The sequence below is a fragment of the Pseudomonas sp. genome, assembly GCF_032058845.1.
Taxonomy (GTDB): Bacteria; Pseudomonadota; Gammaproteobacteria; order Pseudomonadales; family Pseudomonadaceae; genus Aquipseudomonas.
The window spans coordinates 40,106-60,394 of the sequence record NZ_DAMCCR010000009.1; the positions used below are offsets into that span (position 1 = coordinate 40,106).

Below are 20,289 nucleotides of genomic sequence, written 5' to 3' on the forward strand. Positions count from 1 at the left end.
GGAGGGCCCCTGACGGCCACACAACAATAACAACTGGAACCTCCCATGCGATCAGTCGACTCTTGGTACTGCCCATCCGTCTTGCCAGCACTTCAGATGCCGCACTCCGGTGACCACGGTGCTTAACGCCAAGGAGGACGCCATGGGCGGTCCAGACGAAATCATCTGTGTCAAAAACATCTATAAAGTCTTCGGTAGCCAGCCCAAGGTTGCCATGGACATGCTCAACGGTGGCGCGAGCAAGAACGACGTGTTTGCCAAGACTGGGCAAGTGATTGGTGTCATGGACGCCAGCTTTTCGGTCAAGCGCGGCGAAATCTTCGTCATCATGGGCCTGTCCGGCTCGGGCAAGTCGACCATGGTGCGCTTGTTCAACCGCCTGATCGAACCCACCTCCGGCAGCATCTTTCTCAACGGCCAGGAAATCACCGGCCTGGGCGACAAGGCCCTGCTGGAAGTGCGGCGCAAGGAGATGGGCATGGTGTTCCAGTCCTTCGCCCTGATGCCGCACATGAGCGTGCTGGAAAACGCCGCCTTCGGCCTGGAAATCTCCGGCGTCAGCGAGGCCGAGCGGCACAAGCGGGCCCGTGAAGCGCTGGCCCAGGTCGGCCTGGCCGGGCAGGAGCACAGCTTCCCGCATCAACTTTCCGGCGGCATGCAGCAGCGCGTCGGCCTGGCGCGGGCACTGGCCAACGACCCGTCGATCCTGCTGATGGACGAGGCCTTCTCGGCGCTCGATCCGCTGATCCGCAGTGAGATGCAGGGCGAGCTGATCCGCCTGCAGGCCGAGCAGAAACGCACCATCATCTTCATCTCCCACGACATCGAAGAAGCGATTCGCATCGGGCACCGCATTGCGATCATGGAAGGCGGCCGAGTGGTGCAGATCGGCACCCCGCAGGAGCTCATCAGCCAGCCGGCCAATGACTACGTGCGCACCTTCTTCAAGGACTTCGACAGCTCCCGCGTGCTGAAGGCCGGGGACGTGGCGCGGTTGGAACCGCAGATCACCTACCGCGCCAACGGCACGCTGCCGCAACTGGCCGAAGGCGTCGAGTACGGCTATGTGCTGGGCGATCACGACCGTCTGATCGGCGTGCTCGACCGCGAAGCTGCGGCCCGTGACAGTTATCTCAACCAGCACGAGCAGCGCCCGGTGTACCTCGATACGCCGCTGCACGAAGTGCTCGAGATCGCCGCCAACCTGCCATACCCGGTACCGGTGCTCGACCGCGACGGTGCCTTCAGAGGCACGTTGTCGAAGAACCAGCTGCTGCAGACCCTGAGCCGCACCTGACCCCACCGCCGATGTTCGTCCTGCGTCGGCGGCGCGCGTGCGCCGCGGCGTTGCAAAGAGGCCATTGCCATGTCCGATTTCAGCCTGCTTGACCCGTTCCAGTCGTTCACCATTCCCCTGGGCGACTGGGTGCAGAGCATCCTCAACTTCCTCGTGCACCATTTCCGTGAAGTGTTCCGCGCCATTCGCTGGCCCATCGACCAGGTGCTCAACGGCATCGATCTTGGCCTGCACAGCGTACCGCCTACCCTCGGCATCCTGCTCGGCACGTTGCTGGGCTGGCAGCTCGCCGGCAAGCGCATGGCCGGGCTGTGTTTCGTCACGCTGACGCTGCTCGGCCTGATCGGCGTGTGGGCCGAGGCCATGACCACCTTGTCACTGGTGCTGACGTCCGTGTTCTTCTGCGCGGTGATCGGTATTCCGCTGGGCATCCTCAGCGCCCGCCACAACCGCGTCGAGCAACTGGTACGGCCAATGCTCGATGCCATGCAGACGCTGCCGGCCTTCGTCTACCTGGTGCCGGTGGTGATGCTGTTCGGGATCGGCAATGTGCCTGGCGTGCTGGTCACCATCGTCTTCGCCCTGCCGCCGCTGGTGCGCCTGACCAATCTCGGCATCCGCCAGGTGCCGGAAGACAAGATCGAAGCCGCCCGCGCCTTCGGCTGCACACCACGGCAGATGCTGATGCGCGTGCAGTTGCCCCTGGCCACCCCGACCATCATGGCCGGCCTCAACCAGACGCTCATGCTCTCGCTGTCGATGGTGGTGATCGCCTCGATGATCTCGGTCGGCGGTCTCGGCCAGATGGTCTTGCGCGGCATCGGCCGCCTCGACATGGGCCTGGCCACGGTGGGTGGGGTAGGGCTGGTACTGCTGGCGATCTTCCTCGACCGCCTGACCCAGGCGATGGGCGATCGCTCGGCCGCCGAACCTGGCCGGCGCTGGTTCCACACCGGGCCGCTGGGCATGTTCCTGCGGGTCACCCGGCTGTCCTCGGCGCCCGCGCCACGCAATACCGCTGCACATTGAAATCAAGCGACGTCCTGTGAAATGCCACTCCAATAAAAGGTATGTGACGATGGCCCACCCCCTGTTCTCTCGCCGTATCGTGCAATGTCTGGCAGCGTTCTCGCTCGCCACCACCGCCCTGTACAGCCATGCATCGGCGCAAATGCCCGGTGAAGGTGTCAAGGTAACGCCGATCTTCCCGTCCATCGCCGAAGAGCGCTTCCGTGGCGAGATCGCCATGGAAGGCCTGCGCGAGCTGGGCTACAAGGTCCAGGAGCCGAAGGAAACCGAATACGGCGTGATGATGATGGCGCTGGCCAATGGTGACGCCGACTTCACCGTGCACCTGTGGGACAAGCTTCACGACAAGTTCTACCAGCAGGCCGGCGGTGACAGCGTGATGGTCAAGACCGGCTCGATCATGCCCGGCGTGCTGCAGGGCTACCTGATCGACAAGAAAACCGCCGACGCCTATCACATCACCAACCTCTCCGACCTGAAGAAGCCCGAAATCGCCAAGCTGTTCGACACCGACGGCGACGGCAAGGCCGACATGACCGGCTGCAACCCAGGCTGGGGCTGCGAGCTGATCATCGACCACCACATGAAAGCCTACGGCCTGAAGGACAGGGTCAAGGTCAACCAGGGCTCCTACTTCGCCCTCATGGCCGACACCATCGCCCGCTACAAGGAAGGCAAGCCGATCCTCTACTTCACCTGGGTGCCGCAGTGGATCGCCACGGTACTGGTCGAGGGCAAGGACGTGGTGTGGCTGGAAGTGCCGAAGACCGATCTGCCGGATGGCAACAACACGGTCGATACCCTCTACCAAGGCAAGAACCTCGGCTTTGCCGTCGATCAGGTCAAGGCCGTGTTGAACAAGGACTTTGCCGAAGAGAATCCGGCGGCCCTGAAATTCCTCTCGGTCATGCAGATCAGTACCGCGGATGAAAGTGCGCAGAACCTGAAGATGCAGAACGGTGAGAAGAAGCCGGCTGATATCACCAAACATGCCAAGGACTGGGTGGCGGCGCACCGTCAGCAGTTCGACAAGTGGCTGGATGAATCGCGTGCAGCGGCCAAGGCCGATCAATAAGCGCTCGGTTAGATAGTTATTCGGACGAGCGCCCGGTGAGCGTCGGGCGCTTGTTTGAAACAGTGCATTTGCTGATTAACGGATAACCCCATGTTATCCATAGGCCCCGGCAAATGTCGTTGGACTGTGCCTGGCGGCTGATCGAAGATAATAGCTATAACCTGTAGCGCCAGCGCCGCGCTGCGACAATAAGACAAGTACCCACGCCAGTATTAAACGGCGGGTCGCCAAATCGGTGGTGGCAAGATGATCAATGACACGTTATCTGTACGAACCGCGCCGCTGGCCGGCCAGAATTTCCCTTATTGCGCTGCTGTGGCAGACCGGCTCGACGAGCGCCGCGCCGCGCCTTCATCGAGTGTGCGTCAGGCGCCTGCGAGCCACGCGCCGTACTGCTACACGACGCGCAAGGCGCTCAAGTTGATGCAGCGCAATGTCGAGAAACCGATGGCGCTGGCGCAACTGGCCGCGTCTGTCGGCGTCTCGCCTCGACAAATACAGCGCTTGTTCAAACAGCATCTGGATACAACACCGCAAAGTTACTATCTGCAAGTACGCATCAGTAAGGCGCGTCGCCTGCTGCGCAATACCCGGGCCAAGGTACTTGATGTTGCGTTGGCCTGCGGGTTTGTTTCGCCCAATCACTTCAGTCGCAACTATAAAGCGCTGTACGGATATCCGCCGTCGCATGAGCGCCGTGTTGATGGATAGCAGTTTATCGCGGTTTCAACCGCCGTCGAAGTGACTGAAGTTGTGAATGATCCAGGGCGAATGGTTTTAGGCGGAATAAAAAAAATGGCAAAAGTAGCGTATTTACCCGGTGATGATGATTCCTGTGGTTGGTATCACCTGAGCAAAGGCCGTGTGGTCAAGCCGGCGCATGCCGGGCACAGCAGTGCACGTTGGGTCATCGTCGGTGCCGGGTACACCGGGCTGGCTGCAGCGCGGCAACTGGCCGAACACTTTCCCGGCGACGACATCGTGCTGCTCGATGCCCAGGAAGTCGGTTTTGGCACCTCCGGCCGCAATGCCGGCTTCGCCATCGACTTGCCCCATGACATCGGTGCCGAGGACTACATCGGCGACATCGCCATTGCCAGGATGTCCATGGGGCTGAGCGTGAGTGGGCAGAGCTACCTCAAGGCGCTGGTCGAGCAGTTCGACATCGATTGCCAGATGAAGCACTGCGGCAAATACCAGGCAGCCGTCGAACCTCGCGGAATCGCCGTGCTCGACGCGTACCGTCGCGGCCTCGACAAGCTCGGTCAGCCCTATGAAATGCTTGCCGCCGAGCCACTGGCCGAGCAGATCGGCACGCGCTTCTACCGCCAGGGGCTGTTCACCCCGGGTACTTCGCTGATCCAGCCTTCGGCCTTGGTCAAGGGCCTGGCCGACAGCCTGCCGGCCAACGTGACCCTGTATGAAAACACGGCGATCACCGAGGTGGAGTACGGCGACAAGACCGTGCTCAAGCATGCCCGCGGCTCGATCACCGCCGACAAGGTCATCCTCACCAACAACGCCTTTGGCATGAGCTTCGGCTTCCTCAAGGGGCGCATGTTGCCGGTGTTCACCTACGCCAGCTTGACGCGGCCGCTGACCGAAGCCGAGCAGGCCCGACTGGGCGGCAAGCCGTATTGGGGCGTGATTCCGGCCGACCCGTTCGGCACCACGGTACGGCGCACGCCCGACAATCGCATCCTGGTGCGCAACAGCTTCAGCTTCAACCCCGACGGCCGCGCCAAGCAGAAGTACCTGGCCCGCTGCGCACCGCGCCACCGTGATGCCTTCGAACGGCGCTTCCCCATGCTCGCGGGCCTGCCGTTCGAATACACCTGGGGTGGAGCGCTGGCGTTGTCACGCAATCACCAGGGCTTCTTTGGCGCGCTGCGCCCGAACGTGTATGGCGCGCTGTGCTGTAACGGTCTGGGCGTCACCCGGGGCACGGCCACCGGAAAATTCATGGCCGACTGGCTGGCGGGCGAGCAGTCCGAGCTGATCGATTTCCTGCTGCGCGCGGCGGGGCCCAGCGCCAACCCACCGCGCCCCCTGGTGAGCGTGGGGGTGAACATCAATCTGAAGTGGGGCCAGTACCGGGCCGGCCTGGAAGGCTGAGCCTGCCCTGGGGCTGTGTCCGCCCACTGCCAGCGCGACGATCAGGCTGGCGTGATGACGGGCCTGCCTGATTGCCGCCCGCGTCTGTTGCCACAACCTGGCGCACTGATTCCCCAACCCTGCCGGTCCGCGCGGACCGGCTCGAGGTTGAACCGCTTGAAGGCCTTGTGTGCAAGGGCCCGCACGATCCATTTCAAAAGCAACTTCAGGTACAAGAATGACAAGCTTGAACGTATCAATTGAAGACGTGCCGATTAACCGCTTTCATCAACTGCTCACGGCGCGGTCTGGTGGCGGCTCGTTCGTTGACGGCTATGTGCTGAGCATCATCGGCGTGGCCATGGCGCAGATGTCGGTGGGTCTCGGCCTCAGCAGTTTCTGGCAAGGCATGATTGCGGCCTCGGCCCTGATCGGAATCTTTTTCGGGGGGTTCTTCGGGGGTTGGCTGACCGACCGGTTTGGCCGCAAACGGGTGTTCTTCATCGGCCCGGTTCTGTTCATCGTCTCGTCCATCGCGCAGTTCTGGGTGGAGTCGGCGCTGGCACTGTTTCTACTGCGCTTTGCCATCGGCATTGCGGTCGGCATCGAATACCCGGTCGCGACCTCGCTGCTGGTCGAATTCCTGCCGAAGAAAAACCGCGGTCCGCGGCTGGCCACCCTGACCGTGCTGTGGTTCGCCGGTGCGGCAATGGCGTACATGGTCGGCGAGGCGATTCTCAACGTCGGCGGGCCAGATGCCTGGCGCCTGGTCCTGGCCAGTGCAGCGGTGGTGGGCGGTGTGCTGTTCGTGCTGCGCCTGGGCACGCCGGAGTCGCCCCGCTGGCTGATCAGCAAGGGACGCAATGCCGAGGCTGAACGGGTGATTCAACGGGTCTACGGCCCCGACTTTGGCCTGCGCAACCTCCCGGAGGCGCCCAAGACCTGCAACCTGTCGTTCATGAGCTTGCTGCATTCGGGCTACGGCAAACGCATGCTGTTCGTCACCATGTTCTGGATGTGCTCGGTCATTCCGGTGTTTGCGGTCTATGCCTTTGCACCGAAAGTGCTGGGCGCGCTCAACCTCAAGGGTGAGTGGGCCTCCATCGGCTCGGTGGCCATTACCTGCCTGTTCGTGGTCGGCTGCGTGATCGCCACACGCCTGCTCAACGGCCTGGGCCGGCGTACCACCTTGCTGCACAGCTTTCTCTGGTCTGGGCTTGCGCTGCTCGGGCTGGGTGCTTTCAGCTCGGGCTCGGAAGTGCTGATCCTGGCCTTGTTCGGCGCCTATGCGCTGTTCATCGGTGGCGCTCAGGTGCTGCAACTGGTCTACCCCAACGAACTCTTTCCCACGGAAATTCGCGCCTGCGCCGTGGGCGTCGGCACGTCCATGTCACGCATCGGCGCGGCTGTCGGCACCTGGCTGGTGCCCATCGCCCTGGACAGCTACGGCATTGCCGCGACCATGTACGCCGCGGCCGTGGTGACCTTCGTCGGCCTGGCGTTTTCCTTCTTCCTCGCCCCTGAAACCCGCTCGATGAACCTGCAACAGGCCGCGTCCCTGGCCTGACACTCATGACGTTACAGCGCGGCCAGACCGCGCTGATCACACCCCTGGAGGCTCTACTGTGAAATTCGAAGGCATCTACACCCCGGCCATCACCCCCCTGACCGCTGACGGCGCCATCGACAAGGCGGCCTTTGCCCAGGTGCTCGAGTCCCTGGTCGAAGCCAAGGTCCACGGCATCATCATTGGCGGCTCCACCGGCGAGTACTACGCCCACACCACGCAGGAGCGCCTCGAGCTCGCCGCCCAGGCCAAGGACGTGCTGAACGGCCGCCTGCCGCTGATCGTCGGCACCGGTGGCATCCGCACCGAAGACGCCGTGGCCTTTGCCGGGCACGCCAAGGAAATCGGCGCCGATGCGCTGCTGGTCGGCACGCCGCCCTACGCGCTGCCGACCCAGGAAGAAATCGCGCACCACGTCAAAGCCGTGGACGCCGCCGCCGGTCTGCCGATCATGCTCTACAACTACCCGGGCCGCATGGGCGTGAGCATGGGCGAGGCGTTCTTCGATGCCATCAGCGACGTCAAGAACGTCGTCGCCATCAAGGAAAGCTCCGGCGACATGGCGCAGCTGCACCGCCTGGCCATTCACCGCCCGCACATCCAGCTGTCGTGCGGTTGGGACGACCAGGCCCTGGAGTTCTTCGCCTGGGGCGCCAAGAGCTGGGTCTGCGCCGGTTCCAACTTCATCCCGCGCGAGCACGTGGCGCTGTACGAGGCCTGCGTGGTCGAGAAGGACTTCGCCAAGGGCCGCAAGATCATGGCGGCCATGATGCCGCTGATGGATTTCCTCGAAGGTGGCAAGTTCGTGCAGTCGATCAAGTACGGTTGCGCCCTCAATGGCCTGAGCACCGGTGGTGTACGTCAGCCGCTGCATGATCTGGACGACGCCGAGAAAGCGGCGCTCAAGGACGTGGTCAGCACCCTCAAAGCCACCATCGCCGGCATCAAATAAGGAGGCTCGACCATGGCTGAATTACTGAGCAAGGACCAATACGCGGCCATCGCCGCCGAACTGCAAATGCCTACCAAGGCGTTCATCGACGGTGAGTTCCGCGACGCGATTTCGGGCCGCACCTTCGTCACCACCAACCCGGCCACCGGCAAGCAGCTGGCCGAAGTCGCCGCCTGCGACGTGCAGGACGTCGACGTCGCCGTGGCCGCCGCCAAGCGCGTGTTCGAAGCCGGCACCTGGTCGAAGATGCAGCCCAACGACCGCAAGCACGTGCTGCAGAAGTTCGCCCAGCTGCTCGAAGACAACGCCCATGAACTGGCGGTGCTCGAAGCGCTGGACAGCGGCAAGCCGGTCAGCGAGTGCCAGAACGTCGACGTGCCGGAAACCATCCACACCATTCGTTGGCACGCCGAGCTGATCGACAAGATCTACGACGCCACCGCCCCGACCGGCAACGCTGCCGTGACCATGGTGGTGCGTGAAGCCATCGGCGTGGTCGGCCTGGTGCTGCCGTGGAACTTCCCGCTGCTGATGCTGGCCTGGAAGATCGCGCCGTCGCTGGCCGCCGGGTGCTCGATCGTGGTCAAACCGGCCAAGGAAACCACCTTGAGCGCCCTGCGCGTGGCCGAGCTGGGCCATGAAGCCGGGATTCCACCTGGCGTGTTCAACCTGGTGCCTGGCGGTGGCCGTGAAGTGGGCGAGGCCATCGGCCGCCACATGGACATCCCGATGGTCAGCTTCACCGGCTCCACCGACACCGGCCGCCTGTTCCTCAAATATGCGGCCGAGTCGAACCTCAAGCGCATCGTCCTGGAACTGGGTGGCAAGAACCCGGCCGTGGTCATGAACGACTGCGAAGACCTGAACGAGGTCGCCGAATTCGTCACCGCGGGTGCGTTCTGGAACATGGGCGAGAACTGCTCGGCCTCTTCGCGCCTGATCGTGCACAAGGACGTGAAGGACGAGCTGCTGGGCCTGATCGGCCAGCACCTGAAGGACTGGAAACTGGGCGACCCGCTCGATCCGGACAACCGTCTGGGGGCCATGGTCAGCAAGTCGCACTTCGAGAAGGTCAAGTCGTACCTGGACTACGCCGCCGAGCACAAGCTGAACGTGGTGCAGGGCGGCCAGACCGAAGAGGGCTTGCGCGTGCAGCCGACCATCGTCGATGGCGTGACCCGCGACAGCAAGCTGTTCATCGAGGAAATCTTCGGCCCAGTGCTGAGCGTGACCAGCTTCGAGACGATCGATGAAGCGATCGAGCTAGCCAACGACACGGTGTACGGCCTCGCCGCATCGGCCTACACCGGCAGCCTGCGCAATGCGCTGCGCCTGTCGCGGGAAATCCGCGCCGGTGTGGTGACGGTCAACTGCTTCGGTGAAGGGGATGTCAGCACACCGTTCGGTGGCTACAAGGAGTCGGGCTTCGGTGGTCGCGACAAGTCCATCTGGGCGCACGATCAGTACACGGAGCTGAAGACCATCTGGATCAACGCGTCGTAAACCGAGCAACACCGGTGCTGTTCTGACGGCGTTCGGCACCGTTCACGCCTCCCCACCTCCACGCAGGGTGGGGAGGCGTGGTTTTTTGTGTAGAGCCAGTAGCGATTGCGGGTTCATCGGTGGCCTACGCATCCTGTCGCCTTCGCCATAGCCGATGCTCTCGCTCTTGCTCTTCATGACTGGCCAGCCCACACACCCGAGATCGCGACTTCAGTCGGCCGAAGTGCAGGGGCTCGAAGGGGCCGGCGCGTAGCGCCGCTGAGGCGTAGCCGAAGTCGCGAGATGTAGGTTTGCGCAGCAAACCGTAGGCCGCGCAGCCCCGTAGAGCCCCGGAACGCAGGGCACCCGTAGCGCAGCGGAGGGCCGGCTGGTGGAGCCCGGGGCCTTTTGCTTACTTTTGCGCCCGTGCAAAAGTAAGTCGCCGTAAAGGCGAAAAGGTGCCTGACTGCCCATCAATCTGCTGCATGAATCACAGAAAATCGGGCCACATCCTCAGAAACACATAGCCCCGGGTTTCACCAAGCCGACAGAACAGCTAACAGAGTTGCGGCGGCGCACCCAAGGCCTCGACCCCTGATCCACCAACGACGAACCAGAACCTGACACGAACAGCCTCGATCCTGCGAGCCAAACCGCCCTCCGATCAGAAACTCACCGAGGCCGACACCCGAGCAGTGCGCGGCGCACCCTGGAACAGATAGTTGTCGCCGAAATAATCCCCCACATCCCGCCAGTAACGCTTGTCGAACAGGTTGTCGACGGTCAGCCGCAGCACCGTGTCATAGCCATTGATACGGGTCTGGTAGCGGCTGCCGACGTCGAACACCGTATAACCCCCCCACCGACACATCCCCCGAGCGGTCGGCGTACTTGCTGGCGCTGTAGCGCGCGCCGCCGAGCAGCGCCAGGCCGGGAACGGGCAGGCTGTAATCGGCCTGCAAGGCTGCCCGCAGGGTGGGCACGTTGAGCGCCTGGTGGCCCTCGTACTCGGGGCTGTCACTGCCGCTCACGCGGGCGCGAATCGCTGCGGCGCTGGCGTGCAGTTGCAGGCGCGAGGTGGCCTGGCCGCTGGCGCCGAGCTCCAGGCCGGTGTTCTTCTGCTGGCCGGCCTGCACGTAGGTGAAGCTGTCGTCGCCGTTGGGCCGGGTGTACTGATTCGCTTGGCGCAACTGGAACACTGCCGCCGTGAAGCTGACGCCTTGCCAGTCGTGCTTGACGCCGAGTTCGAGCTGGTGCGAAAGGGTCGGGGCGAGAATCTCCGACGCGTTGCTGGCGTACCAGGGCGCGGTGCCGCCGGTGGACAGCCCTTTGGCATAGCTGAGGTAGAAGGTGGTGTCGGGCTCGGGCTTGTAGAGCAGGGCGGCATTGGGCAGCAGCTCATAGCGCTGGGTATGTCGGCCGGCCGTGCCGTCTTCGCCCCAGGTACGTTCGTCCAGGCGCACCTGGCGCGCGCCGAGAATGCTCTGCCAGTGCGCGTCGAACGTCAGGGTGTCGCTGAAGAACACCCCGTACTGGCGGCTGTCGAGTCGGCGCTCGCTGCTGTTCAAGGGCAGATCGGCAGCCGGCCACTGCGGCGCATCGCGGCCGATGATGCCGCTGCCGACGAATTCGTTGTAGGTCGGCCGCTGATCCAGCGTGCGCCGCTGAGCGCTGCTGCCCAGGGTCAGGTCATGCTCGATGCCCAGGGCCTGAAAGCGGCCGTTGAGCGTGGCCTGGGTCTCGACCACCCGGCGGGTGTCGTCGGGGCTGCGGAAATCATAGATGTCGTATTCGCCTTCCGGGCTGAAGTGATTCGGTACTGCGGAATTCTCGCAGCTCGCCGCGCCATAGCAGCCCCAGGCGAAGGCGCTGTAGTCATCGATCACGACCTGGCTGCGCGACGCGCTCAAAGCCCCGGTCCAGGCGTCGTTGAAGCGGTACTCGAAACGCCCGCCGAGGTTCAGCGAATCGCTCTGCACGGGCTTGGCCCAGTCCTGGTCTGCCAGGCGATCGGTCGGGTCGACGTGATGGGGCAGGGCGCTGTTACCCAGCAATTGGTAACCCGGCACTGAGCGCTGCTGGCGCTGCTGGTACTCGGCATCGAGCTGCAAGGTGGCGTCGGGGCTGAGCTGCCAGTCGAAGGCCAACGAGGCGAAATCACGGCGGCCGTCGGCATGCTCGACATAGCTGCGGATGTCTTCATGGGCAAGGTTGGCGCGCAGGCCGAACTGGCGTTCGCTGCCGAACCAGCCGCCCAGGTCCGTGGCCAGGTAGCGCTCGCCCTGTTCGTTACTGGCCACGCTGACGCTGCGCACATCCTCCGGGCGCTTGCTCACGTAGTTGATCAGCCCGCCGGGTGCCGACACGCCGCTGTACAGGCCCGACAAGCCCTTGAGCAATTCGACCTGTTGCTTGTTTTCCAGGGCCACGTTCTGTTCACCGGCCAGGGTCTGGCCGTTCAGGCGATAGCTGCTGGCCGCATTCAGCGCAAAGCCGCGCACATTGAAATTTTCGTAGTAACCGATGGGCGCATAGCTTTCGCCCACCGAGGCGTCGCTGTGCAGCACTTCACTGAGCTGACGCGCCTGACGGTCCTGCAGCAGCGCCTGGCTGAACACGCTGACCGAGGCGGGGGTGTCGATCAGCGGTGCACTGTAGGGGCCGGTCACCTGCGCTTGGCGAACCTGGTAGCCCTCGCTGCCGGCCACCTCCGAGATCTGCACCGGCGCCAGTATCACCTCCTGCGCAGCCAGGCTGCTGGCGGGCAGGGCGATGCTCAGCGCGAGCAGGCTCAACGGCAGGCGAGGGGAACGCGAAAGCATGTGGGCTCCTTGAGGGCAGTCGTCACAGATGCGCGTAAGCCCGGGGCAAATCGAAGAGGAAGAGGATGGCATCGCGCCAGTCGGCGCGCGCGACAGGGTATCAGGTTGGATCGCTCTAGGGTGGGGGCGAACCTGTGCGCTGTAGGGAGACCTGTTCGTTCAGGTAAGCAGGGCGTGAGATCGGCACATGACGGCGTCAGGGAGTTTGCGGCGTGGTCGCCCCCGATCAGCGTGGTGCTGGAATCAGGCAGAGGCGTGTCGATCTGCCGGGGGGCGGCAAAACGGTGTGAAAACGCGCTGGGGTCGACGTCTGCGACTCAGCCGTTTTCACACTGCCTGTGGGTGCGCGGTCAGTCCTGGTCGGCGCAGGGGGAATCGTTTTCGTCCTGGTCGACGGCAGGCATCGGCTCGGCATGGACGGTCACGGTGGGCTCTTCGGGGTTCAGGCTTGGGAAGGGAAAGTTCGGGATTTCATGCATCTCGAGGTTCCTCGCAAGTGTGAGTGAAAAGGCAGCTTCCGGTGCGCCCCAAGCACACCGCAGCTCGCGCAGGATACAGGACTGTGTGTGACAGTTCGTGTGAAATCGGGATTTAAGGCCGTGGAAGGACAGCTCGGTTGGGTCACCAAGTCCTAGCCTGGGGGCGGCTGAACCGCCCCTCGCGACTCCTGCAGAAAAGAGTGCCTGCAGACAGAGATCACGCCTGTAGGAGCGACTTTAGTCGCGATGGCCGGCGCAGCCGGCCTGCCCCAGCCGCCGCGCAACAGCGCGTAAAAGCAGATCGCACCCCCGAGGCTCGGCTACGCCGCCCATCGCGGCTGACCGGAGCGCCGGACCGATCGCTCCTACGGGGTCAAGCTGCGCGTAACGGTCGCTGCACAAGCGCGGTCCGGGTAGGCGCGCCGGATCGGCCGCTTCTACGGAGATGGGTGCAGGCAGGTCTATTTGCGGCCTTCGGCCCCTTTCGCCACTTCATCCGTACGCGCGCACATGATGAAGTCATTGCGGTGCAGCCCTTTGATCGAATGGCTCCACCAGGTCACGGTCACTTTGCCCCATTCAGTCAGCAGGCCCGGGTGATGACCCTCGGCCTCGGCGATAGCGCCCACGGCGTTGGTAAAGGCCAGGGCATGCTTGAAGTTCTTGAACAGGAACACCCGCTCGAGCTCCATGTGGCCGTCGCGCACCTCGATGCCCCAGTCGGGAATCTCGCGAATCAGTTCTGCCAGCTCTTGCTCACTGACTTTCGGCGCATCGGCGCTGCAGGCGACGCAGTGGGTCTGGTTCAGCGTGGTCATCAGTACAGTTCCTTGAATAGAAAAAGGGATGAGCGGCTCAGGCCGCCCTGGGCGCGAATTTCGGCGCATGCAGGCCAAGCTGCGTGGCCTGGGTGACCATGCTCATGACGTCTTCGTGGGCCAGGTCGAACAGGCGTTTGAGGCTTGGCAGCTTGAAGTACACCGGTTGCAGGATATCGATGCGATACGGTGTGCGCATGGCTTCGACCGGATCGAACGCCTGATGCTCCGGCGCGTCCGACAGCGCGTACACGGTTTCTTTCGGTGACGAGAGAATGCCCCCGCCATAGATACGCGTGCCTTGCGGGGTGTCGAGCAAGCCGAATTCGATGGTCATCCAGTACAGCCGCGCCAGGTACACCCGCTGCTCCTTGCTCGCAGCCAGGCCAAGCTTGCCATAGGCATGGGTGAATTCAGCGAACCAGGGGTTGGTCAGCAGCGGGCAGTGGCCAAAGATCTCGTGGAAAATATCCGGCTCTTGCAGGTAGTCGAGCTCTTCAGGGGTGCGAATGAAGGTGGCGACCGGGAAGCGTTTGCTGGCCAGCAGCTCGAAGAAGGTCTGGAACGGAATCAGCGCGGGCACCCGGGCAACCTGCCAGCCCGTGGTGGCGGCCAGCACGTGGTTGATCTCGCTCAGCTGGGGAATTCGCTCGGTGGGCAGCGCCAGCTGCGCCAGGCCGTCGAAGAAGGCATCGCAGGCGCGGCCCTCGATCACGTTCATCTGGCGAGTGATCAGGGTGTTCCAGACCTCGTGTTCTGATTCGGGGTACTCGATGAACCCTTGTGCATCGGGCTCACGGGCCAGGTAACGGGTTTGTTTCATGGCGCTCTCCTGAGTGAGGGCTTTTATTGTTGTGGGCTGCATCCATGGTGCTCAGTTGTAGCGTGGGTTCGCAGAGGCTGCACGCGGGTGGGCACGCGCCAAGGCGCCATGAAAATCGCTGTTCGTAACGTATGTTTTACAAGTCGATGCCGGCAGCGGAAAATCATCGGCTTGAAGGCGCCTTGTCGACTCTATTTGTCAGCTTTTCTTTACAACTTTTTCGCGTCTCAGGTGTTTACCCGACGCAGTGAGAGCAATCATGCGTATCAAAGTCCACTGCCAGAACCGCATCGGCATCCTGCGGGACATCCTCAACCTGCTGGTCGAGTACGGCATCAACGTGCTGCGTGGCGAGGTCGGCGGTGACCATGGCAACGCCATCTACCTGCATTGCCCGAACCTGATGAACCTGCAGTTCCAGGCCCTGCGCCCCAAGTTCGAAGCCATTGGCGGGGTGTTTGGCGTCAAGCGTGTCGGGCTGATGCCCAGCGAGCGTCGGCACATGGAGCTCAATGCGCTGCTCGGTGCGCTGGAGTTCCCGGTGCTGTCCATCGACATGGCCGGCAGCATCGTGGCGGCCAACCGCAGCGCCGCACAGCTGCTCGGGGTGCGCGTCGATGAGGTGCCGGGCCTGCCGCTGTCGCGCTACGTCGAGGACTTCGACCTGCCAGCCCTGGTGCGGGCGCACAAGTCGCGGGTCAACGGCCTGCGCGTCCAGCTCAAGGGCGATGTGTTCCTGGCCGACATCGCCCCCCTGCAATCGGAACATGATGACAGCGAAGCGCTGGCGGGCGCGGTGCTCACCCTGCACCGCGCCGACCGCATCGGCGAGCGCATCTACAACGTGCGCAAGCAGGAGCTGCGCGGCTTCGACAGCATCTTCCAGAGCTCACGGCTGATGGCGGCGGTGGTCCGCGAAGCCCGGCGCATGGCGCCTCTGGATGCGCCGTTGCTGATCGAAGGCGAGACCGGCACGGGCAAGGAGCTGCTGGCCCGTGCCTGCCACCTGGCCAGCCCGCGCGGCGCGTCACCGCTGATGGCGCTCAACTGCGCCGGCCTGCCCGAATCCATGGCCGAAACCGAGCTGTTCGGTTATGGCCCGGGTGCGTTCGAGGGCGCGCGTGCCGAAGGCAAGCTGGGCCTGCTGGAACTGACCGCCGGTGGCACGCTGTTCCTCGACGGCGTCGACGAGATGAGCGCCCGGCTGCAGGCCAAGCTGCTGCGCTTCCTGCAGGATGGCTGCTTTCGCCGGGTGGGCAGCGATGACGAGGTGTACCTCGATGTACGGGTGATCTGCGCGACCCAGGTGGACCTGTCGGAATTGTGCGCCCGTGGCGAATTCCGCCAGGACCTGTACCACCGGCTGAACGTTTTGTCCCTGCACATTCCGCCGCTGCGTGAGTGCATGGATGGGCTTGGCGGCCTGGTCGGGCATTTTCTCGATCAGGCCAGCCGACAGATTGGTTGCGCCTTGCCTGAAATAGCGCCCAGTACCATGGAAAAGTTGGCGCACTATCAATGGCCGGGCAATGTCCGGCAACTTGAGAACGTTATCTTTCAGGCAGTTTCATTATGTGACGGCAGCACAGTCAAAGCCGAGCACATCCGTTTGCCGGACTATGGCGGGCGCCAGCCGTTGGGTGAGTTTTCGCTGGAGGGAAGTTTGGCCGATATTGTCGGGCGCTTTGAAAAGGCGGTATTGCAGCGGCTCTCGGCAGAACATTCAACCAGTCGAGCCTTGGGTAAGCGCCTGGGTGTTTCGCACACCACGATTGCCAATAAGTTGCGCGAATATGGCGCGAATAAAGGGTAAAGCCGAAAGGCCGCCAGGCGGCCTTTTGCAGCAGCGTGTCAGCCGTTGGAGCAGCCGTTGCCCATGACCCGGTATTCCAAAACGTGGCGGTGGCCCTGCGAGTCGTCGTAGGTCATGCGTGCCGGCACCACGGCGCACACATTGGGCACGTCGCTGATCGACACGATGTGGGCGATGTCCAGGTGCTGCGAATAGTTGTAGGCTTCGATCGGAGTTGCCTGGGCCTGTTCGGTGGCGTCATCGGCCATCGCCATGCCGCAGACGCTGCCCAGTGCCAGTGCCAGTGCCAATAGATATTTCATGTTTGAATAACCTGTCTTGAGTTGCCTGGATGCAGGCGGCGTTGAATAACGCAGCGTGGAATAATCCAGGCGGGATATACAACTAACAGAGATCGATATGGCCTTCGTGGGGCTGTCGTCGGTGTTGTTCATGTTGCGCTGGTAGTGCAACCAGTCGGCAGTGTTACAAGCCGTTGCTGGCGAGAGAAAGTCTAGGCCTGGGGCACTGCCTGAAACAGCGGCCATTTTGATAAACATTATTCGTGTTTCTACAAGAATCGCCGCGGGCTGTGCCCCCTGGTACATTCTGTACTTGATCGAGGACGCTGGCCGATAAGCCGCCCGGTGATGCCTGCAATAAGGAAGGGCCGCGCTACTACCAACGTCGAATGGCCTTGTGCGCTCTGGTACAGTTAAAACGGTTCCATACAAAAACAACTATTAAACCGAGGTATCAGAGATGAGTGCGGCTCCACTGTATCCCGTTCGTCCCGACGTAGCGGCCACCACCCTGACCGACGAGGCCACCTACAAGGCCATGTACCAGCAGTCGGTGATCAACCCGGACGGCTTCTGGCGTGAGCAGGCCCAGCGCCTTGACTGGATCAAGCCCTTCACCAAGGTCAAGCAGACCTCCTTCGACGATCACCACGTCGACATCAAATGGTTTGCCGACGGCACTCTGAACGTTGCCTACAACTGCCTTGACCGTCACCTGGAAACCCGCGGCGATCAGATTGCGATCATCTGGGAAGGCGACGACCCTGCCGATTCGCGCAACATCACCTACCGCGAGCTGCACGAAGACGTCTGCAAGTTCGCCAACGCCCTGCGTGGCCAGGACGTGCACCGCGGCGACGTGGTGACCATCTACATGCCGATGATCCCGGAAGCCGTGGTGGCCATGCTGGCCTGTGCCCGCATCGGGGCAATCCATTCGGTAGTGTTTGGCGGCTTCTCCCCTGAAGCGCTGGCCGGGCGCATCATCGACTGCCGCTCCAAGGTGGTGATCACCGCCGACGAAGGCGTGCGCGGCGGCCGGCGTACGCCACTCAAGGCCAATGTGGACCTGGCCCTGACCAACCCGGAAACCTCGACGGTGCAGAAGATCATCGTCTGCAAGCGCACCGGCGGCGACATCGCCTGGCACCAGCATCGCGACATCTGGTACGAAGACCTGATGAAAGTGGCTTCCAGCCACTGCGCGCCGAAAGAGATGGGCGCCGAGGAAACCCTGTTCATCCTCTACACCTCCGGCTCCACCGGCAAACCCAAGGGCGTGCAGCACACCACCGGTGGCTACATGGTCTATGCCGCGCTGACCCATGAGCGCGTGTTCGACTACCGCCCGGGCGAGGTGTACTGGTGCACCGCCGACGTGGGCTGGGTCACCGGCCACAGCTACATCGTCTACGGCCCGCTGGCCAACGGCGCCACCACGGTGCTGTTCGAGGGCGTGCCGAACTACCCGGACATCACCCGCGTGTCGAAGATCATCGACAAGCACAAGGTCAACATCCTCTACACCGCACCGACCGCCATCCGCGCCATGATGGCCGAAGGCGAAGCGGCCGTGGCCGGCGCCGATGGCTCCAGCCTGCGTCTGCTCGGCTCGGTGGGTGAGCCGATCAACCCCGAGGCCTGGAACTGGTATCACAACGCCGTGGGCAAGCAACGCTGCCCGATCGTCGACACCTGGTGGCAGACCGAAACCGGCGGCATCCTGATCAGCCCACTGCCGGGCGCCACCGCGCTCAAGCCTGGCTCGGCGACCCGTCCGTTCTTCGGTGTGGTACCGGCGCTGGTGGACAATCTGGGCAACATCATGGACGGCGCGGTCGAGGGCAACCTGGTGATCCTCGACTCCTGGCCAGGCCAGTCGCGCTCGCTGTACGGCGATCACGACCGTTTCGTCGACACCTACTTCAAGACGTTCCGGGGCATGTACTTCACCGGTGACGGCGCCCGTAGGGATGAAGATGGCTACTACTGGATCACGGGCCGTGTCGACGACGTGCTCAACGTGTCGGGCCACCGCATGGGCACCGCCGAGATCGAGAGCGCGATGGTCGCTCACAGCAAGGTCGCCGAAGCGGCAGTGGTGGGTGTGCCGCACGACCTCAAAGGGCAGGGCATCTACGTCTACGTGACCCTCAATGCCGGTGAGGAGCCGAGCGAGCAGTTGCGCCTGGAGCTGAAAAACTGGGTGCGCAAGGAAATCGGCCCGATTGCCTCGCCAGATGTCATCCAGTGGGCGCCGGGGCTGCCCAAGACCCGCTCTGGCAAGATCATGCGGCGTATCCTGCGCAAGATCGCCACGGGCGAGTACGACGCCCTGGGTGACATCTCGACCCTGGCCGATCCGGGTGTCGTGCAGCACCTGATCGATACCCACAAGTCGATGAACCGCGCCAGCGCCTGATTCACCGAACAGGCTCAGCCCTGCAAGCCCCGCCCTCGACAGGCGGGGCTTTTACGTTGGGCGTCCGTTACTTCGGCAGACACCCCTGGCCGAGGGTTGCGCCAGCACCGCGTAGAAACGGGGCATTGCGAAACAATGGCGCGCTTTTGTGGGGCGATAACGCGGCCGATGGGTAAAGCCTGGTCGCTGCACTTGCCGGATTACCTGGCTTTGCGAATAATAGGCCCGCTTGTTGCTTGATCCTTAGGTTGCTTTCCTTTTGCTCTTGCATATTCAGCTGGAGCTGTCAATGCCATCCGCTTCCCGTTCAAGCGCTTCTGTACGTAGTTGTCGCTTTGAAGAAATATCGTGGTTCCGCCTGTCGCTAAAATGCCACCTGATTGCTTGAGGTTTGGGACGATTGTCCACGCCCGCGGCCCGCGCTGTACCCATTGGCATTCCTGGCAGCCGTTACACTGTCCTGCATTGCCCCGTACCGATGGAGTTACCTGATGAAGAAGCTTGCCCTGTTCGGCGCTTTGGCGCTGTCCGCGTTGTCCCTGGTCGCGCATGCCGATGAGAAGCCGCTGAAGATCGGCATCGAAGCCGCCTACCCACCGTTCGCCTTCAAGCAGCCTGACGGCAGCCTGGCGGGCTTCGACTACGACATCGGCAACGCCCTGTGCGCGCAGATGAAAGCCAAGTGCACCTGGGTCGAGCAAGAGTTCGACGGCCTGATTCCGGCACTCAAGGTGCGCAAGATCGACGCCATCCTGTCGTCCATGTCGATTACCGAAGACCGCAAGAAATCGGTCGACTTCACCAAGCGCTACTACCTGACCCCAGCCCGTCTGGTGATGAAGGAAGGCACTGCGGTCGGCGACAGCATGGATGAGCTCAAAGGCAAGAAGATCGGCGTGCAGCGCGGTTCGATCCATGACCGCTTCGCCAAGGAAGTGCTGGCGCCCAAGGGGGCGACCGTCGTTCCCTACGGCACGCAGAACGAGGTCTACCTGGATGTCGAAGCCGGTCGTCTGGATGGCACCATCGCCGACGCCACCCTGCTCGAAGATGGCTTCCTGAAAACCGACGCCGGTAAAGGTTTTGCCTTCGTTGGCCCGGCCTTCACCGACGCCAAGTACTTCGGTGACGGCATCGGCATCGCCGTGCGCAAGGGCGACGACGCCAACCGCGAGCGTATCAACGCCGCCATCGACGCAATCCGTGCCAACGGCACGTACAAACAGATCGAAGCCAAGTACTTCAACTTCGACATCTACGGTCCAGACACCCAGTAATCGCTGGCGCTGCCCGTGCAATGGTGCAAACAGCAGAAGGTCTGAGGTTTGCACCATT

The 20,289-nt window shown here is 62.9% G+C and carries 15 protein-coding genes and 1 pseudogene; 11 read left to right on the plus strand and 5 right to left on the minus strand.

The window, feature by feature from the left end:
* Window positions 1-142: 142 nt before the first annotated feature.
* The 8 genes from RT028_RS03325 (at window position 143) to RT028_RS03360 (ending at window position 9,517) form a co-directional block, all read left to right on the plus strand.
* Window positions 143-1,297 (plus strand): glycine betaine/L-proline ABC transporter ATP-binding protein, encoded by a 1,155-nt coding sequence (locus RT028_RS03325; protein ID WP_312932432.1) that lies wholly within the window; start codon window positions 143-145, stop codon window positions 1,295-1,297.
* A gap of 69 nt (window positions 1,298-1,366) precedes the next feature.
* The gene (gene proW, locus RT028_RS03330) at window positions 1,367-2,326 is read left to right on the plus strand and encodes a glycine betaine/L-proline ABC transporter permease ProW (RefSeq protein ID WP_312932434.1); all 960 of its coding nucleotides are present in this window, start codon (window positions 1,367-1,369) and stop codon (window positions 2,324-2,326) included.
* Window positions 2,327-2,375: 49 nt separating this feature from the next.
* The gene (gene proX, locus RT028_RS03335) at window positions 2,376-3,401 is read left to right on the plus strand and encodes a glycine betaine/L-proline ABC transporter substrate-binding protein ProX (RefSeq protein WP_312932436.1); all 1,026 of its coding nucleotides are present in this window, start codon (window positions 2,376-2,378) and stop codon (window positions 3,399-3,401) included.
* 246 nt (window positions 3,402-3,647) lie between these two features.
* The gene (locus RT028_RS03340; RefSeq protein ID WP_312932438.1) at window positions 3,648-4,112 is read left to right on the plus strand and encodes a helix-turn-helix domain-containing protein; all 465 of its coding nucleotides are present in this window, start codon (window positions 3,648-3,650) and stop codon (window positions 4,110-4,112) included.
* A gap of 84 nt (window positions 4,113-4,196) precedes the next feature.
* Window positions 4,197-5,516 (plus strand): FAD-binding oxidoreductase, encoded by a 1,320-nt coding sequence (locus tag RT028_RS03345; protein ID WP_312932440.1) that lies wholly within the window; start codon window positions 4,197-4,199, stop codon window positions 5,514-5,516.
* A gap of 217 nt (window positions 5,517-5,733) precedes the next feature.
* Complete coding sequence (locus RT028_RS03350) at window positions 5,734-7,062, plus strand: MFS transporter (protein WP_312932442.1); 1,329 nt, start codon at window positions 5,734-5,736, stop codon at window positions 7,060-7,062.
* A 58-nt stretch (window positions 7,063-7,120) separates the two neighbouring features.
* Complete coding sequence (locus RT028_RS03355; protein WP_312932443.1) at window positions 7,121-8,014, plus strand: dihydrodipicolinate synthase family protein; 894 nt, start codon at window positions 7,121-7,123, stop codon at window positions 8,012-8,014.
* Between the two features lie 12 nt (window positions 8,015-8,026).
* Window positions 8,027-9,517, plus strand: a complete 1,491-nt coding sequence (locus RT028_RS03360; protein WP_312932445.1) for an aldehyde dehydrogenase — start codon at window positions 8,027-8,029, stop codon at window positions 9,515-9,517.
* A gap of 643 nt (window positions 9,518-10,160) precedes the next feature.
* Here RT028_RS03360 and RT028_RS03365 read toward each other — a convergent pair.
* From RT028_RS03365 to phhA, 4 genes and pseudogenes are all read right to left on the minus strand, one after another.
* Window positions 10,161-12,318, minus strand: a pseudogene (locus RT028_RS03365) (TonB-dependent siderophore receptor).
* A 350-nt stretch (window positions 12,319-12,668) separates the two neighbouring features.
* Entirely contained in the window at window positions 12,669-12,797 is a 129-nt protein-coding gene (locus tag RT028_RS03370; protein ID WP_312932447.1) for a hypothetical protein, read from the minus strand.
* A 461-nt stretch (window positions 12,798-13,258) separates the two neighbouring features.
* Entirely contained in the window at window positions 13,259-13,615 is a 357-nt protein-coding gene (locus RT028_RS03375; RefSeq protein WP_312932449.1) for a 4a-hydroxytetrahydrobiopterin dehydratase, read from the minus strand.
* 37 nt (window positions 13,616-13,652) lie between these two features.
* Window positions 13,653-14,438 (minus strand): phenylalanine 4-monooxygenase, encoded by a 786-nt coding sequence (gene phhA, locus RT028_RS03380; RefSeq protein WP_312932451.1) that lies wholly within the window; start codon window positions 14,436-14,438, stop codon window positions 13,653-13,655.
* 259 nt (window positions 14,439-14,697) lie between these two features.
* Between phhA and RT028_RS03385 the strand changes: the two genes are divergently transcribed.
* Window positions 14,698-16,251: a sigma-54-dependent transcriptional regulator gene (locus RT028_RS03385; protein ID WP_312932452.1), complete on the plus strand. Its 1,554-nt coding sequence runs from the start codon at window positions 14,698-14,700 to the stop codon at window positions 16,249-16,251.
* Between the two features lie 38 nt (window positions 16,252-16,289).
* Here the strand turns inward: RT028_RS03385 and RT028_RS03390 are convergent, their stop codons facing one another.
* The gene (locus RT028_RS03390) at window positions 16,290-16,553 is read right to left on the minus strand and encodes a DUF2790 domain-containing protein (protein ID WP_312932454.1); all 264 of its coding nucleotides are present in this window, start codon (window positions 16,551-16,553) and stop codon (window positions 16,290-16,292) included.
* A gap of 439 nt (window positions 16,554-16,992) precedes the next feature.
* Between RT028_RS03390 and acs the strand changes: the two genes are divergently transcribed.
* Both acs and RT028_RS03400 read left to right on the plus strand, forming a co-directional pair.
* Window positions 16,993-18,954 carry an acetate--CoA ligase gene (gene acs / locus RT028_RS03395; protein WP_312932460.1) on the plus strand — a complete coding sequence of 654 codons (1,962 nt, stop codon included), beginning with the start codon at window positions 16,993-16,995 and terminating at the stop codon, window positions 18,952-18,954.
* 491 nt (window positions 18,955-19,445) lie between these two features.
* Complete coding sequence (locus tag RT028_RS03400) at window positions 19,446-20,231, plus strand: ABC transporter substrate-binding protein (protein WP_312932462.1); 786 nt, start codon at window positions 19,446-19,448, stop codon at window positions 20,229-20,231.
* Window positions 20,232-20,289: the final 58 nt, after the last annotated feature.

What these genes read in the sequence shown, in the direction of transcription:
- RT028_RS03345 (WP_312932440.1), top strand. Translation starts at nt 4,197, where the DNA reads ATGGCAAAAGTAGCGTATTTACCCGGTGATGATGATTCCTGTGGTTGG.
- RT028_RS03385 (WP_312932452.1), top strand. Translation starts at nt 14,698, where the DNA reads ATGCGTATCAAAGTCCACTGCCAGAACCGCATCGGCATCCTGCGGGAC.
- acs (WP_312932460.1), top strand. Translation starts at nt 16,993, where the DNA reads ATGAGTGCGGCTCCACTGTATCCCGTTCGTCCCGACGTAGCGGCCACC.
- proX (WP_312932436.1), top strand. Translation starts at nt 2,376, where the DNA reads ATGGCCCACCCCCTGTTCTCTCGCCGTATCGTGCAATGTCTGGCAGCG.
- RT028_RS03370 (WP_312932447.1), bottom strand. Translation starts at nt 12,797, where the DNA reads ATGCATGAAATCCCGAACTTTCCCTTCCCAAGCCTGAACCCCGAAGAG.
- RT028_RS03375 (WP_312932449.1), bottom strand. Translation starts at nt 13,615, where the DNA reads ATGACCACGCTGAACCAGACCCACTGCGTCGCCTGCAGCGCCGATGCG.
- RT028_RS03340 (WP_312932438.1), top strand. Translation starts at nt 3,648, where the DNA reads ATGATCAATGACACGTTATCTGTACGAACCGCGCCGCTGGCCGGCCAG.
- phhA (WP_312932451.1), bottom strand. Translation starts at nt 14,438, where the DNA reads ATGAAACAAACCCGTTACCTGGCCCGTGAGCCCGATGCACAAGGGTTC.
- RT028_RS03360 (WP_312932445.1), top strand. Translation starts at nt 8,027, where the DNA reads ATGGCTGAATTACTGAGCAAGGACCAATACGCGGCCATCGCCGCCGAA.
- proW (WP_312932434.1), top strand. Translation starts at nt 1,367, where the DNA reads ATGTCCGATTTCAGCCTGCTTGACCCGTTCCAGTCGTTCACCATTCCC.
- RT028_RS03390 (WP_312932454.1), bottom strand. Translation starts at nt 16,553, where the DNA reads ATGAAATATCTATTGGCACTGGCACTGGCACTGGGCAGCGTCTGCGGC.
- RT028_RS03350 (WP_312932442.1), top strand. Translation starts at nt 5,734, where the DNA reads ATGACAAGCTTGAACGTATCAATTGAAGACGTGCCGATTAACCGCTTT.
- RT028_RS03325 (WP_312932432.1), top strand. Translation starts at nt 143, where the DNA reads ATGGGCGGTCCAGACGAAATCATCTGTGTCAAAAACATCTATAAAGTC.
- RT028_RS03400 (WP_312932462.1), top strand. Translation starts at nt 19,446, where the DNA reads ATGAAGAAGCTTGCCCTGTTCGGCGCTTTGGCGCTGTCCGCGTTGTCC.